This window comes from Hymenobacter setariae (genome assembly GCF_007713685.1).
In the GTDB taxonomy this organism is placed as follows: domain Bacteria; phylum Bacteroidota; class Bacteroidia; order Cytophagales; family Hymenobacteraceae; genus Hymenobacter; species Hymenobacter setariae.
Map to the genome: position 1 here is coordinate 36,189 of NZ_VMRJ01000002.1, position 13,102 is coordinate 49,290.

Sequence of the window (13,102 nt, forward strand, 5' to 3'; positions counted from 1 at the left end):
CGCTAGTAGTCGTTTGGCACCCCTCTCCCGGAGGGGAGGGGCCGGGGGTGGGGTCCTACGCAAGCACCAGACTACCAATACAACTGTCCTATGAAACTACTCCTTATCCCCATTAGCATCCTCACCCTAGGTTCGCTTGCCTTCACTAAGCCTGCTGAGCCACTAATGAATCAAATCCAGGTCATTGGCTCGCACAACAGCTACAAGCAAGCTATTGACCCCAAGCTGTTTGCTATACTGCACAAAGCCGATTCGGCTACTTTTAATAAGATTGACTACGAGCACGCCACTCTTACCGAGCAGCTCGACCTAGGGCTGCTGGCATTGGAAATCGACGTGTATGCCGACACCCAGGGCGGCAAGTACGCCCACCCTAAGGGCCTCGACTTGGCCCCTGGCCAGCCGCCCTACGACCCGGCTGGACTGATGAAAGAGCCGGGGTTTAAGGTGTTTCACATTCAGGACCTCGACTACCGCAGCAATGCACCCACCTTCAAGCTGGCCTTGCAGGAGCTAAAAAAATGGTCGCTGGCCCACCCCACGCACAACCCGGTGTTCATTACCATGAACGCTAAGAGCGAGGCGCTACCCCGGCCGGGCCTCACGGTGCCCGAGCCCTTCACGCCGGCCGTGTTCGATGCCTTAGATAAGGAAATCCGTGACTACCTAGGGGCTGACCAGCTCATCACCCCAGACCAGGTTCGTGGCCAGTACGCCACCCTCGAAAGCGCCGTGCTGCATCGCAATTGGCCCACCTTGCGCGCCGCGCAGGGCAAGTTCGTATTCGTGCTCGATGAGGTGGGCGAGAAGCGCGCCACCTATATCCAGGGGCATCCCTCGCTGAAAGGCCGGGTGCTATTTGCCGATGCCGAACCGGGCACGCCTGAGGCGGCCATCCACATCCTAAATAATGCCAAGAAGGACCTAGGGGCTATTAAAGGCTTGGTGCAGAAGGGCTACATCATTCGCACCCGCGCCGACAGCGACACCCAGGAGGCCCGCCGCAACGACAAGAGCAGCTTTGAAGCCGCCATGCAGTCGGGCGCCCAAATCATCAGCACCGACTATTACCGCCCGAGCACGCACTTCAAGTCGGACTACGCCATCAGCTTCCCCGGCGGCAGGTATTTCCGGCCCGACCCAGTGCTGTAGAAACCGTTTCTAACCTCTGTTCCACCATCTGTCATGCTGAGCTTGCGAAGCATCTTATTACGCTAGGTCGTTTCTACCGTGATAAGATGCTTCGCAAGCTCAGCATGACAGGTGGATGGTGCAGCCACTTAGAATAACCATTGGCGTTGAGAGCGTTGTGAAAGGCACTTAGGCACGCGACGCCTCCAATTTATTATTCGCAACTTCTTCAAACACGGCACTTAGTACGGAGCCAATCCATGGCTCTGCTTCCATGCGCAAACCAGAATATGGAGATGAAACAGTGCCTTCACACAAATATAATTTTTTAAAGCTTCGGGAGCATGCTACCTATCGGAACTTTGCGGCATGAAAAACGAACAGGCGCAACGCAGAATTATCGCGGCAGCCCTCTTTCCTGCCAATAGCTACAGCACGGTGCCCAGCGCGTACGAACAGCTTCTGACTGATAAGTACATCGACGGCAGCCTCACCATCTATCAGTCAATTGAACTACTAGAAGAATATCACCGCACCAACGCGGCTCCTACCCAACGGCCGCACCGCTAAGCAGCGCTGTGGCGCGGGGCTAGCCTAGCCGCTCGAGCCGATTAAGTTGCTTAGGCTGTCACTCGCCACAGACCAACTATTAGGCTCCGGCCAAAATCACTACCTGCCACCGGAAGGCCCAGCACCAGCGCAGTGAATAGCGCGTGATGCCCGCCGCGGCTAGCAGCCGCTGCCAGTCGGCGCGCGAAAAGGCGCGGGCCACCGAGAGCGGCGCATCGTGCTGCACCAGGCGCGAGCCACCTAGGAGCTTGGTTAGGTACTTGATGCTGTAGTAAGCCAGCGGGTGGCGATGCAGGTCATTAATAATGACCCCTAGACTGGCCTGCTGGTGCCAGCGGCGTAGCAGGTCCACCAGCTCGGCATCGGTGAAGTGGTGGCAAAACAGGCTGGCCGTGAGCACATCGTAGGGCTGGGCGGCAAACTCGGCCGCGAAAATATCCAGCTGCCGGTAGCTGATTTCGGGATAAGCCTGACTTTTGGCGGCGGCGTAGTCGAGCATGAACGCATTGGCATCGACGCCGGTGAGGGCCACCGGCACCCGCTGCCGCCGGGCCCAGGCGGCCACGTGGCGCAGGGTATCGCCGCCACCGCTGCCTAAGTCGGCCAGGCGCAGGGGGCGGCCGGCTGGGAAGCGCGGCCGCAGCCGAGCCAGCGCCGCCAACACCGGCCGATAGCCCCCGAGCCAGGTATTGATGGTTTCGAGCTCATCGAGGTTCTGGCGCAGTTCCTCGGTGGCGAGGTGCAGGTCGTCCATCAGCTCGGGCGTGGTGGCGCGGGTGGCAAAATTCATAGGCACAAAGGTGCACTAGGGTACGGGGGCGGCCCTAGGGTGGCTGGGCGGCACGACTGCGCTGCAAGCGTTACGCAACAAAGCAGTATGCATTCCAGTATCTTTCAAACTTCTCCCACCCTCATCTCTTATAATGAGAGCAGCTTTACTTGCACTTACGCTGCCCCTACTGCTGAGCCTATCTTATTGGCTTAGCTTGCCCGCAAGCTGGGCTGGCCGGCACTCCGCAGTGACCCAGCCAGTAGTGGTGGCACCTATGCTCAGCTATCCCGACGGGGTGGCAGTGGGCCCGCACAGCACGGTGTATGTAATTGATACCGACAACGCCACGGTGCTGAAAGTAAACGCAGCGGGTACTATTTCGAGCCTAGCTAGCACTGGTCTCACCTACCCCACGGGCATTGCGGTAGACAGTAGCGGCACCGTATACGTAGCCGATGCTGGCGCGCACAGCCTCAAGAAAATCAGCACTCAAGGCGAAGTTTCTGTATTAGTAGCTGATGCCTTTACGTATCCGGCGGGTGTGGCCGTGGCTACCGATGGCACGGTGTACGTAGCCGATGCCGGCAGCGACGCGGCGGCAGGCGTCGTCAAAAAAATCAGTCCCTCGGGCCGCGTATCGACCTTGGCCCGAGGCTTTAATAAGCCTAGCGGCGTAGCTGTGGCCGCCGACGGCACCGTGTACGTAGCCGATACCGACAACAACAGCATTAAGAAAATCAGCCCCGACGGCAGCGTGGCATTGGTAGCTACTGAGGGCCTAAACAAGCCCCACGGCGTAGCCGTAGATGCTGCTGGCACGCTTTACCTCACTGATACCTACAACAATAGCGTACGCAAGATTTTGCCGGCGGGCACGGCAGTGCCCTTGGCCCAGCACCTGGCTTACCCGTCGGGCATAGCTGTAGACGGGGCTGGGATAGTATACGTGACCGATACAGGGCACGCCGCCCTCAAGAAAATCAGTCCAGAAGGCGCTATTTCGACGCTGGCCGATAGCACCACTGCCACGGTAGCCAGCATGAACCTAGGCAAAAACTAGCTACCTTAGCTATAATTCACTCGCGACCAGTTACCTAGGCCAGCTTGAAACCTGCTCTAGGTAACTCACGCCACGTAGTCGGAGAGGTAAGCGTAGCGGGGCATTAGCTGCCCATTTTGAGCAATGGTGGCCCGGGCTACTACGCCAGCCGCATCGCCGCCCAGCAGGTGTGGGAACACTTGGTCGAGCAGCTGCCGGCCAAAGTCACGGCTGGCGTTGCGCGGCAGCTCGCAGGGCAGGTTGTCCACGGCCATGAGGGTGATATTGGCCGGCCGGGCGTAAGGTGTTTCCAGCTCCCCGGTAGCAGGGTTGTAATCGAAGGCCGGGTCAGCGATAGTGCTGCTGCGCTTGGTGAGCGGAATAGAGCCATCGACGTCACACGTCACGTCAGCGATGGTATTTATTTTAAAGTCAGGCTCCTGCGTATCAGCTTCCGTGAACAGGCGCGGCGCCGCCGGGTGCCAATAGGCGCAGGCAATGAGCAACTCGGTGAGCGGCAGGAAGCGCGCAAAATTAGAATCATACGCCTCGGGGTGCTCGTGGAAGTGGGCTGTATCCCAGGCTAGGCCGTCGCGGCGGCGGTGGTAGTCTCTGGAGCGCAGCTGTACATACACGGGCGTGCGAAAATCGCGGTGCAGATAGTCGTGCACGCTCACTTGGCGCAGGCCCATCTTATCGAGCACTTCGAGCGCACCGCCAGCCACTCGGCCCGAGCCCGTCACGGCTATCTTAATGGCCGGCAGGCGCTTTATCTTGAAAAACTCTTCCTGCATGTCGTCCATGTCCAGGCACTGGTGGGCGGGCTTAAGGTCGTAGAGGCCGTGCTTGTGGCCGTAGGTGAGCAGGCCGTTGTAGGCGCCCACAATGCCCGCGTAGCGCCCAAAGGCCACGATGCGCTCACCGGCTGCATTGGTCAGCAGCTCGTAGTCGATGAGCGTGATACCTAGGCGCAGCACGGTGCGCAGCAACTCACGGTTGCGGGGCTGCTGCTTCACGGTGTGCGAAAAAAACAGGTAGGTTTTGCCAGGCAGCAGTTGGTCTACGGGCACTTCCTTCACGCCCATTAGCAGGTCGCAGGTTTGCATATCCTCGGCCACCTCAATACCTAGGTCGCGGTACTCCTGGTCGGTGTAGGCACGGTGGGCGCTGGGCTGCACGCGCACCCGCACGCCGGGGTAGGTAGTTTGCAGCTCCACGCATTTTTTGGGGGTGAGAGCCACGCGGCGGTCGGGCGTCGGGCGGCCTTCGCGTAGCAGGCCAATGAGGTAGGGGGTGGGCATGGGCAGATATAAATAACCGGCAGGGGCACAACAAGCTGCTCGCTATATAGAGGCAAGCTACGCACCTAGCAGTTGGCGCGGGCCAAACCAGTGTTGCGGTTACTCATGTCTATAACACCCCGCTGCCCCTACCTTGGCACCGTGAATGCTCCTGTTCTTTCGTGGCCACTGTTGCGCTCGGTGGCCCGTATGCCCTCGGCGCTGCGCCTGCTTGTTGGCTTGGCGGCTGGCGCGGCGGCGTGGCTGCTTTGCCCAGCCAGCCTTACCACCATCAGCCGCGCTGTGGCGGCCTGGGACGCTTTCGGCGTAGTCACGCTGCTGCTACTGTGGGCGGCCATTGCCACAGCCGATGCCGAGCGCATTCGCGTGGTGGCCGCTAGCGAAGACCTTAGCCGGGCGGTCAGCTTTATTTTCGTGCTGGTAGCCGCCTCGGCAAGCCTGCTAGCAGTGGTGGCGTTGCTGCGCACCTTTCATAACTTGAACGCCCCAACCTTAGCCTGGCACATTGGGCTTAGCGCGGTAGCCGTGGGGGCAGCTTGGCTGCTGGTGCACACGGTGTTCACGCTGCGCTATGCGCACGCCTATTACGATGCCGACGACGAGGGTGCCGATAGGGGCGGACTAGACTTCCCGGGCAATGACCCCGAGCCCGACTACCTCGACATTGCCTACTTCGCCTTCGTTGTAGGCATGACGGCCCAAACCGCTGACGTTAGTATTAGCAGCCGCACTCAACGTCGGCTGGCCCTACTGCACGGTCTTATTTCCTTTATATTCAATACTACGCTGGTCGCGCTGGTTATCAGCGGCATAGCCGGCGTACTTTGAGTGACAGCCTTAAGGCCCTGTATGCCTAGCGCGCGGGCCCTTAGAACCTGGGGCCGCCGTGCGTCTTTTTGCCAAATACGCTACGCGTACTTTTGGCCTCCTTCCGTGGCCAGCACCTTTGGCTACCCCTCTTACATGCACAACCCCCTAGGTCCATGGCTCGATACGGCGGCCATTCTACGCTACCACCGGCAGCGCATCCGCGAGTATGGGCCGGGCGGCGCTGAAGCATTGGGCTGGGCTCGCTCGGAAGGCCAGCAAGTGCGCTTTCAGACCTTGACCCAAATCGGAGACCTTGCCTACCACTCGGTGCTCGACGCAGGCTGCGGCTATGCCGACCTCTACCCCTATTTGCGGGCGCGCTTTGCGGGCGTGCAGTACCACGGCATCGAGCACATGCCCGAACTGCTAGCAGTGGCCCAAGCTCGCTACCACGGCGCCGCTGACATTACCCTGAGTGAGGGGGATTTTTTGCGCACCCCGCCGCCCCCTGCCGACTACGTGCTAGCAAGTGGCGCTCTCAATTACCGTCCGCGCAATCCGCAGTTTATCTACCGTTCTATTGAGAAGCTGTTTGGCAGCTGCCGCTTAGGGTTTGGGTTTAACCTGCTGAGTTGGGAACCGGCCGGTGGGGGCCCGCTAGCTTCCTACGAGCCGGCAGTAATACTGGCTTTTTGCGAGCAGCTAGCGCCGCGCGTCGAGTTACTGGAAGGCTACTGGGAGGGCGACTTCACGATATTCATGTACCGCCAGTAGCTGGCTCGCCCATCAGCGGGTAGCCCAAGCTGCAACGCCCAGGCTACCCGCTACCACTTTTTAAAACAAGCCAGCGGCCACGCGGCGAATGGCTTCCGACTTGCCCATGCTGTAGTAGTGCAGGCAGGGCACGCCGTGGGCCATTAGCTCGCGGCTTTGGTTGAGGCACCACTCGATGCCCACCTCGCGGGCGGCGGCGTTGTCTTTGGCGCCGTGAATGGCCTCGGCCAAGGTCTCGGGAATGTTGAGGAAGAAGGCCCTAGGTAAGGCGGTGAGCTGACTCTTTGTAGTAAGCGGCTTGAGGCCGGGGATGATAGGCACCGTGATGCCCGCGTCGCGGCAACGGCGCTCAAACTTGAAAAACTCTTCGTTGTCGAAGAACATCTGGGTCACGATGTAATCGGCGCCGCGGTCTACTTTTTCCTTGAGAAAGCGGATGTCCGAGCCGAAGTTGGGTGCCTCAAAGTGCTTTTCGGGGTAGCCAGCCGTACCGATGCAGAAGTCAGTGCTGAGGATGGGCTCGGCGCCGGCGGGCTGGTACTGCTCGTCGTGGTCGTGGTAGCGGCCGTGGTTGAGTTCACTTATCTGCCCGATGAGGTCGCAGGCGTAGCGGTGGCCATCGGGGTGGGGCTGGAAGTGACCCTCGCTCTTAATGGGGTCACCGCGCAGTGCCAGCACGTTATCAATACCTAGGAAGTGCAAGTCAATCAGCGCGTTCTCGGTTTCTTCTTTGGCAAAGCCGCCGCAGATGAGGTGCGGCACGGTGTCCACGTCGAAGCGGTTTTTGATGGCCGCGCAGATGCCTACCGTACCCGGCCGCTTGCGCACGGCCTTGCGCTGCAAGAGGCCGCCCGGCCGCTCGCGCAGCACGAACTCCTCGCGGTGGTAGGTCACGTCGATAAACGGCGGCTTGAACTCCATCAACGGCTCGATATTCGAGAACAGCGTGTGGATGTTTTCGCCTTTGCGGGGCGGCAGCACTTCGAAGGAAAACAGCGTTTTGCCTTCGGCACGACGCAGGTGTTCAGTTACTTTCATGGATTGTACCGTGGACCCTGCGGGTCCGCGAGTTTTAGCAGCTTCTTAAACGATAACACGCGCGGACCCATAGGGTCCACGGTACACTATTGCGGGTCGTAATTCAGGTTAGGCATTAGCCAGCGCTCTAGCTCGGCCAGCGGCATGCCCTTGCGCTCGGCAAGGTCTACCACTTGGTCGCGCCCAATCTTACCTAGGCCGAAATAATTGGAAGCTGGGTGGGCGTAGTACATGCCGCTCACGGCGGCGGTGGGGTACATGGCCAGGTTTTCGGTGAGAATGATACCCGTTTGCTTCTCCGCATCCAACAGCTTGAAAAGCGTGATTTTCTCGGTGTGGTCGGGGCAGCCGGGGTAGCCCGGCGCGGGCCGGATGCCGCGGTACGTTTCCTTAATCAGCTCCTCGCCCGTCAGGTGCTCCTCCGGGTCGTAGCCCCAGAACTCGCGGCGCACGCGCTCGTGTAGGCGCTCGGCAAAGGCCTCGGCTAGGCGGTCGGCGATGGCCTTAATCATGATGCTGGAGTAGTCGTCGTGGTCGGCTTCGTACTGCTCAATCAGCTTTTCGATACCTAAGCCGGCCGTCACGGCGAAGCCCCCTAGGTAGTCCTGGCGGCCAGTTTCTTTGGGCGCGAGGTAGTCGGAGAAGGCGATGTTGTGCACGCTGGGCGCCTTTTCGCTCTGCTGGCGCAGCGTAAAAAACTCGTCGCGCACCTGCTGGCGGGTGTCGTCTTCGTAGATTTCGATGGTGTCGAAGTCCTTGGTATTGGCCGGCCAGAAGCCCACCACGGCGCGGGCCGTGAGGCTCTTATTGGCAATGACTTCGGCCAGCATCTTCTGAGCATCTTCGAACAGCTTGCGCGCCGCCTCGCCTAGGTTGGCATCTTCCAGGATGCGCGGGTAGCGCCCCTTCAGCTCCCAGGTGTGGAAGAAGGGCGTCCAGTCAATGTATTGGGCCAGCTCGTCAAGCGGATAGTTGTCGAGCACCTTGGTACCTAGGAAGCTCGGCTTGGTGATTGGCGTGGTTTCCCAATCGGCCTTGAAGCCATTGGCGCGGGCCGCCTCGATGGTCAGGTAGCTCTTGTCGCGTTGGCGGCCAGCGTGGTCTTCACGCAGCGCCGCATACTCGTCCTTAATCGTCTGCGTGTAGGCGTCTTTGGCCGAACCTAGGAGGCTCGCCGCCACGCCCACCGAGCGCGACGCGTCATTGACATACACCGCCGAACCGCTGTAGGCGGGCGCAATTTTCACGGCTGTGTGCAAGCGCGAGGTCGTGGCGCCGCCAATGAGAAGCGGCACTTGCAGCTTACGTTTTTCCATCTCGCGGGCCACGTACACCATCTCGTCGAGCGAGGGCGTGATGAGGCCGCTGAGGCCGATGATGTCGGCGCCTTGCAGCTGCGCCTCGTCTAGGATGCGCTCTAGGGGTACCATCACTCCTAGGTCTACTATTTCGAAGTTGTTACAGGCTAGCACCACGCCCACGATGTTTTTGCCAATGTCGTGCACGTCGCCTTTCACCGTGGCCAGCAATATCTTACCGGCCGTCTGGCGCGCGTTGCCCTGCTTTTCAGCCTCTAGGAAAGGCTGCAAGTAGGCCACGGCCTTTTTCATCACGCGGGCCGACTTTACTACTTGGGGCAGGAACATCTTGCCAGCGCCAAAGAGGTCGCCTACTACGTTCATGCCCGACATCAGCGGGCCTTCAATCACGTCGAGCGGGCGGGCTACCTGCTGGCGTACCTCCTCGGTGTCTTGGTCAATAAAATCGGTAATGCCGCGCACCAGCGCGTGTTGCAGGCGCTCGGCCACGGGCAGGCTGCGCCAGGCGTCGGCCACTACTTCGACCTTGCCTTTTTGCTTCACCGTTTCGGCAAAGTCCACGAGGCGCTCGGTGGCGTCGGGGCGGCGATTGAGCAGCACGTCTTCGCAAAGCTCGAGCAGGTCCTTGGGCACGTCGTCGTACACGGCGAGCTGGCCGGCATTCACGATGCCCATGTCGAGCCCGGCCCGGATGGCGTGGTACAGGAAGGCCGCGTGCATGGCCTCGCGCACTACGTCGTTGCCGCGGTACGAGAAGCTGATATTGCTCACGCCGCCGCTGGTGCGGCAGCCGGGCAGGTTCTCCTTTATCCACTTCACAGCCCGGATAAAGTCGAGCGCGTAGTTGCGGTGCTCCTCAATGCCGGTGCCCACGGTGAGGATGTTGGGGTCGAAGATGATGTCCTCGGCCGGGAAGCCAACTTCTTTGGTTAGAATATCATACGAACGCTGGCAGATTTCAATGCGGCGCTCGTAGCTATCAGCCTGGCCGTCTTCGTCAAAGGCCATAATGACCACCGCCGCGCCGTACTGGCGCACCAGCCGGGCGTAGTGCTTGAAGCGCTCTGGGCCTTCCTTCAGTGAAATCGAGTTGACAATGCTCTTACCCTGCACGCACTTCAAGCCGGCTTCGATGACCGTCCACTTCGACGAGTCTATCATCAGGGGTAGGCGGGCGATGTCGGGCTCCGAGGCGATGAGGTGCAGGAAGGTGGTCATGGCCGCCTCCGAGTCGAGCATGCCCTCGTCCATGTTAACGTCGAGCACCTGCGCGCCATTTTCGGCTTGGGCGCGCGCCACGGCCAGGGCCGCCTCATAGTCGCCCGAGCGAATGAGGCGCGCAAAAGCTCGCGAGCCCGTCACGTTGCAGCGCTCGCCGATGTTGACGAACAAGCTGTCGGGCTTGATATTGAAAGGCTCCAGGCCCGCTAGGGTCAAGGACGCATTCGCCGCTTTTTCCTCGTCTTCGAGCGCCTCTTCTGTATTTGCTTCCTGTGTAATTCCGCGCGTGGGGTACGCATCGGCCAGTCGGCGCAACTCGGCAATGTGCTGGGGCGTGGTGCCGCAGCAGCCGCCTACCACGTTGAGCAGGCCTTCTTTGAGGTAGTCTTCGACTAGCGCGGCAAATTCCTGGGCGCTCTCGTCGTAGCCGCCGAAGGCGTTGGGCAAACCAGCATTGGGGTAGGCCGAAACGGACACATCGGCCAGGCGCGCTAGCTCACGCACGTACACCTTGAGCTGGTCGGCACCTAGGGCGCAGTTGAGGCCCACGCTCAGCAGCGGCAGGTGCCGAATGCTGTTCCAAAAGGCTTCTACCGTCTGCCCACTTAGGGTGCGGCCCGAGGCGTCGGTAATGGTGCCCGAAATCATGATGGGCACCTGCCGGCCGCCTTCGTCAAAGAACTGCTGCACCGCGAAGAGTGCGGCCTTGGCGTTGAGGGTATCGAAGATGGTTTCGATGAGTAGCGTGTCCACGCCGCCATCCACGAGGCCGCGCACCTGCTCTAGGTAGGCGGTAGCCAGCTCGTCGAAGGTCACGGCGCGGAAACCGGGGCGATTGACATCGGGTGAGAGCGAGGCCGTGCGGTTGGTAGGGCCGATGGCGCCGGCCACGAAGCGCGGCTGCTCGGGCGTGCTGTACTCGTCGGCGACCTCGCGGGCTAGGCGGGCCGACTCGTAATTTAGCTCATACACAATGTGTTCGAGCGCGTAGTCAGCCTGCGCAATGGTAGTGCCCGAAAACGTATTGGTTTCGACCATATCGGCCCCGGCCGCGAAGTACTCGGCGTGAATAGCCCGGATGATGTCGGGCCGCGTGAGGCTCAGCAGGTCGTTGTTGCCGCGCAGCGGGCGCGGGTGGTCGGCAAAGCGCTCACCCCGAAAATCCTCTTCCTCCAGCGGGTAGCGCTGAATCATGGTGCCCATGGCGCCATCGAGCACCAGCAGGCGCTGGCGCAGCAGGCCGGGCAGCGGTGAAATACGAGCGGGGTCGGGAACGACAGGAGCAGCAACGGGGGACATAGTCTTTCGGGAAAGCAAAAGCGACGGCAAAAACCGCTATCCAGAAAGAAAGCCGCGCCGAGCGGTGCGGGTTCCGGCTGATATCTTCTTTGGTCGTAAGCACTTGACCAAACAGGAGTTGGCACCAGCCCTAGGGCGGTTGCCAAGACGTCATCGGGCCTGGTCCCTCAGTCTTTCTGGATAGCAGCATCACGAAGATACAACTGCCAGCCGCACTTTAACTAAAACCTGAACTAGTTGAACCTAGGCCGCTTGCCAGACGCAAAAAGCGCCTTCCCGGGGGGGAAAGGCGCTTTTTCAAAAAACCAAGGGCCGGAGCTACCTAGGGGAAGAGCACGCCGCGGTAGCTAGTGGGGTTCACCTGTGGTACCGACGAGCCGTATTTGGCATTAATAGCCTTAATCATCTCATTGGCTACCAAGGCGTAGCCGCGTGGCGTGGGGTGCACGCCGTCGAGGCTGAAGAGGTTACCGGTGATGAAGCCGGCCGAGTTATTCACCCCATTGATTACCGAGGGACCGGCTGCGACCGAGCGGAAGTAAGTGTAGGCATCGAAGAAAGCCAGGCCTTTGGCCGAAGCGGCCGCTTGCAGCGAATTGTTGAAGGCCGTAGTGGCCGCCGACACGTTGGCTTGCTCCGTGGCATCGAGCACCAGCGTGCTCGGGAAGGGGTTGCCGCTACTGGCGCCGAAAGCCTGGGTAGTATCTACCTGCAGGGTAGCCAGGAAAACCGACAAGTTTGGAATGGCAGCGGGCAGGCCGGGCCGGGCCTGGGCGTAGAAATCGCGCCAGTACTTGCCGGTACGCTGGCCATATAGGCTCACGTAGGGCGCGGCGGTGAGCGTGAGTAGCAGTGGCTCGCTACCCCCAGCGCTGCGCACGCTGGCCAGCGTCGTATTCACGCGGGTATTGGGCTGCAAGGGGGCCAGGATGCCCGTAGTATACACAAAGGGCGCCGCCGTCGGGACGTTAGCCGCCGCTAACAAAGCGCGGGCTGAGGGGCCCACCGTGTTGAAAAACGGAATACCTGCTACATCCGGGATATTGCTCACAATGCCCTTGGCGCCGTTGGCTGTGAGGGCATTGATAATGCGTACTGCCTTGAGGTTGAAGGTATCGGTGCGGGTAATAGCTCGGGTAGCCACCGCGCCACCACCCGTGGCGTAGGCTAGCACGTCGTTGTTGCCTAGCCAGCACGAAAAGAAAGTAGCGGCGGGCGTGTTGGTGGTGCCAGCTACTTCTGCTTTCACACGCTGAAAATAGGTTTGGCTACTGCCGTCTGGCGTAATGCGCTCGAAATAAGCGTTGAAGTTGGCGTCGCTGTAGGCCCTAGCCGGACTTACATTACCAAAGTTAGCCGTTTGAATATCAGCCAATTTGATACCATCCATACCTAGGTTATCAACCCGGTCTAGGTACTTGGTATACACTACTGTGGGCGTAACGGCCCGAATAGCCAAATTGGTAGTGACTGCAGACGTAATGGGGGTACCCGTAGCCGTGAAGCCGGCCAAACGCAAGTAGCCCGAGCCGTTAGCCTGCGCTTCTGTAAAGAGCGGCTGGTTGAATGCACCGCCACCAGCCAGTGCAAACTGCTGCGCCAGCATGCTGGGGTAGGAATTGAGCTGACCTTCGCGATAAACGCCGCCATCTTCCGTGCCGCCAGTGAGCGAATTGCCAATGGCGATGTAACGGCTAAAATTGGCTGAACCCGCCGAAGCGCTGGGGGCGTCGATGTCGGCTTGGCAGCCGGCCAGGCCTAGCAGCGCCAGCGCAGGAAAGGCCTTCACTGCAAAAGAAGAAATAGTAGTCATGAGAATATGCAGGTG

General features: G+C 60.2%; 10 protein-coding genes and 1 riboswitch. Of the genes, 5 read left to right on the forward strand and 5 right to left on the reverse strand.

Annotated elements, in window-relative coordinates; translation table 11 throughout:
- Positions 1–90: 90 nt before the first annotated feature.
- The gene (locus FNT36_RS06725) at positions 91–1,152 is read left to right on the forward strand and encodes a phosphatidylinositol-specific phospholipase C1-like protein (RefSeq protein WP_144845741.1); all 1,062 of its coding nucleotides are present in this window, start codon (positions 91–93) and stop codon (positions 1,150–1,152) included.
- 348 nt (positions 1,153–1,500) lie between these two features.
- Positions 1,501–1,701 carry a helix-turn-helix domain-containing protein gene (locus FNT36_RS06730; protein ID WP_144845743.1) on the forward strand — a complete coding sequence of 67 codons (201 nt, stop codon included), beginning with the start codon at positions 1,501–1,503 and terminating at the stop codon, positions 1,699–1,701.
- Between the two features lie 79 nt (positions 1,702–1,780).
- On the opposite strand, the gene FNT36_RS06735 is transcribed toward FNT36_RS06730, so the two are convergent.
- Complete coding sequence (locus FNT36_RS06735) at positions 1,781–2,491, reverse strand: methyltransferase domain-containing protein (RefSeq protein ID WP_233635738.1); 711 nt, start codon at positions 2,489–2,491, stop codon at positions 1,781–1,783.
- A 196-nt stretch (positions 2,492–2,687) separates the two neighbouring features.
- On the opposite strand from FNT36_RS06735, the gene FNT36_RS06740 reads away from it, so the two are divergent.
- Positions 2,688–3,533: an NHL repeat-containing protein gene (locus FNT36_RS06740; protein WP_233635739.1), complete on the forward strand. Its 846-nt coding sequence runs from the start codon at positions 2,688–2,690 to the stop codon at positions 3,531–3,533.
- Between the two features lie 65 nt (positions 3,534–3,598).
- Here the strand turns inward: FNT36_RS06740 and FNT36_RS06745 are convergent, their stop codons facing one another.
- A complete protein-coding gene (locus tag FNT36_RS06745) occupies positions 3,599–4,813 on the reverse strand; it encodes an NAD(P)-dependent oxidoreductase (RefSeq protein ID WP_144845747.1) in 1,215 nt (404 codons plus the stop codon).
- 105 nt (positions 4,814–4,918) lie between these two features.
- Between FNT36_RS06745 and FNT36_RS06750 the strand changes: the two genes are divergently transcribed.
- Together FNT36_RS06750 and FNT36_RS06755 are read left to right on the forward strand one after the other, a co-directional pair.
- Positions 4,919–5,641, forward strand: a complete 723-nt coding sequence (locus FNT36_RS06750) for a DUF1345 domain-containing protein (RefSeq protein WP_144845749.1) — start codon at positions 4,919–4,921, stop codon at positions 5,639–5,641.
- Positions 5,642–5,776: 135 nt separating this feature from the next.
- A complete protein-coding gene (locus FNT36_RS06755; RefSeq protein WP_233635740.1) occupies positions 5,777–6,397 on the forward strand; it encodes a class I SAM-dependent methyltransferase in 621 nt (206 codons plus the stop codon).
- Between the two features lie 60 nt (positions 6,398–6,457).
- Here FNT36_RS06755 and metF read toward each other — a convergent pair whose 3' ends face one another.
- The 3 genes from metF to FNT36_RS06770 all read right to left on the reverse strand — a co-directional run bounded on the left by metF (position 6,458) and on the right by FNT36_RS06770 (position 13,087).
- Entirely contained in the window at positions 6,458–7,435 is a 978-nt protein-coding gene (gene metF, locus FNT36_RS06760; RefSeq protein ID WP_144845753.1) for a methylenetetrahydrofolate reductase [NAD(P)H], read from the reverse strand.
- A gap of 86 nt (positions 7,436–7,521) precedes the next feature.
- Positions 7,522–11,274 (reverse strand): methionine synthase, encoded by a 3,753-nt coding sequence (gene metH, locus FNT36_RS06765; RefSeq protein ID WP_144845755.1) that lies wholly within the window; start codon positions 11,272–11,274, stop codon positions 7,522–7,524.
- A 77-nt stretch (positions 11,275–11,351) separates the two neighbouring features.
- Positions 11,352–11,461, reverse strand: a riboswitch (SAM riboswitch).
- Between the two features lie 135 nt (positions 11,462–11,596).
- Positions 11,597–13,087, reverse strand: a complete 1,491-nt coding sequence (locus FNT36_RS06770; protein ID WP_144845757.1) for an SGNH/GDSL hydrolase family protein — start codon at positions 13,085–13,087, stop codon at positions 11,597–11,599.
- Positions 13,088–13,102 lie beyond the last annotated feature (15 nt).

What these genes read in the sequence shown, in the direction of transcription:
- FNT36_RS06745 (WP_144845747.1), bottom strand. Translation starts at nt 4,813, where the DNA reads ATGCCCACCCCCTACCTCATTGGCCTGCTACGCGAAGGCCGCCCGACG.
- metH (WP_144845755.1), bottom strand. Translation starts at nt 11,274, where the DNA reads ATGTCCCCCGTTGCTGCTCCTGTCGTTCCCGACCCCGCTCGTATTTCA.
- FNT36_RS06725 (WP_144845741.1), top strand. Translation starts at nt 91, where the DNA reads ATGAAACTACTCCTTATCCCCATTAGCATCCTCACCCTAGGTTCGCTT.
- FNT36_RS06735 (WP_233635738.1), bottom strand. Translation starts at nt 2,491, where the DNA reads ATGAATTTTGCCACCCGCGCCACCACGCCCGAGCTGATGGACGACCTG.
- metF (WP_144845753.1), bottom strand. Translation starts at nt 7,435, where the DNA reads ATGAAAGTAACTGAACACCTGCGTCGTGCCGAAGGCAAAACGCTGTTT.
- FNT36_RS06750 (WP_144845749.1), top strand. Translation starts at nt 4,919, where the DNA reads ATGTCTATAACACCCCGCTGCCCCTACCTTGGCACCGTGAATGCTCCT.
- FNT36_RS06730 (WP_144845743.1), top strand. Translation starts at nt 1,501, where the DNA reads ATGAAAAACGAACAGGCGCAACGCAGAATTATCGCGGCAGCCCTCTTT.
- FNT36_RS06770 (WP_144845757.1), bottom strand. Translation starts at nt 13,087, where the DNA reads ATGACTACTATTTCTTCTTTTGCAGTGAAGGCCTTTCCTGCGCTGGCG.
- FNT36_RS06755 (WP_233635740.1), top strand. Translation starts at nt 5,777, where the DNA reads ATGCACAACCCCCTAGGTCCATGGCTCGATACGGCGGCCATTCTACGC.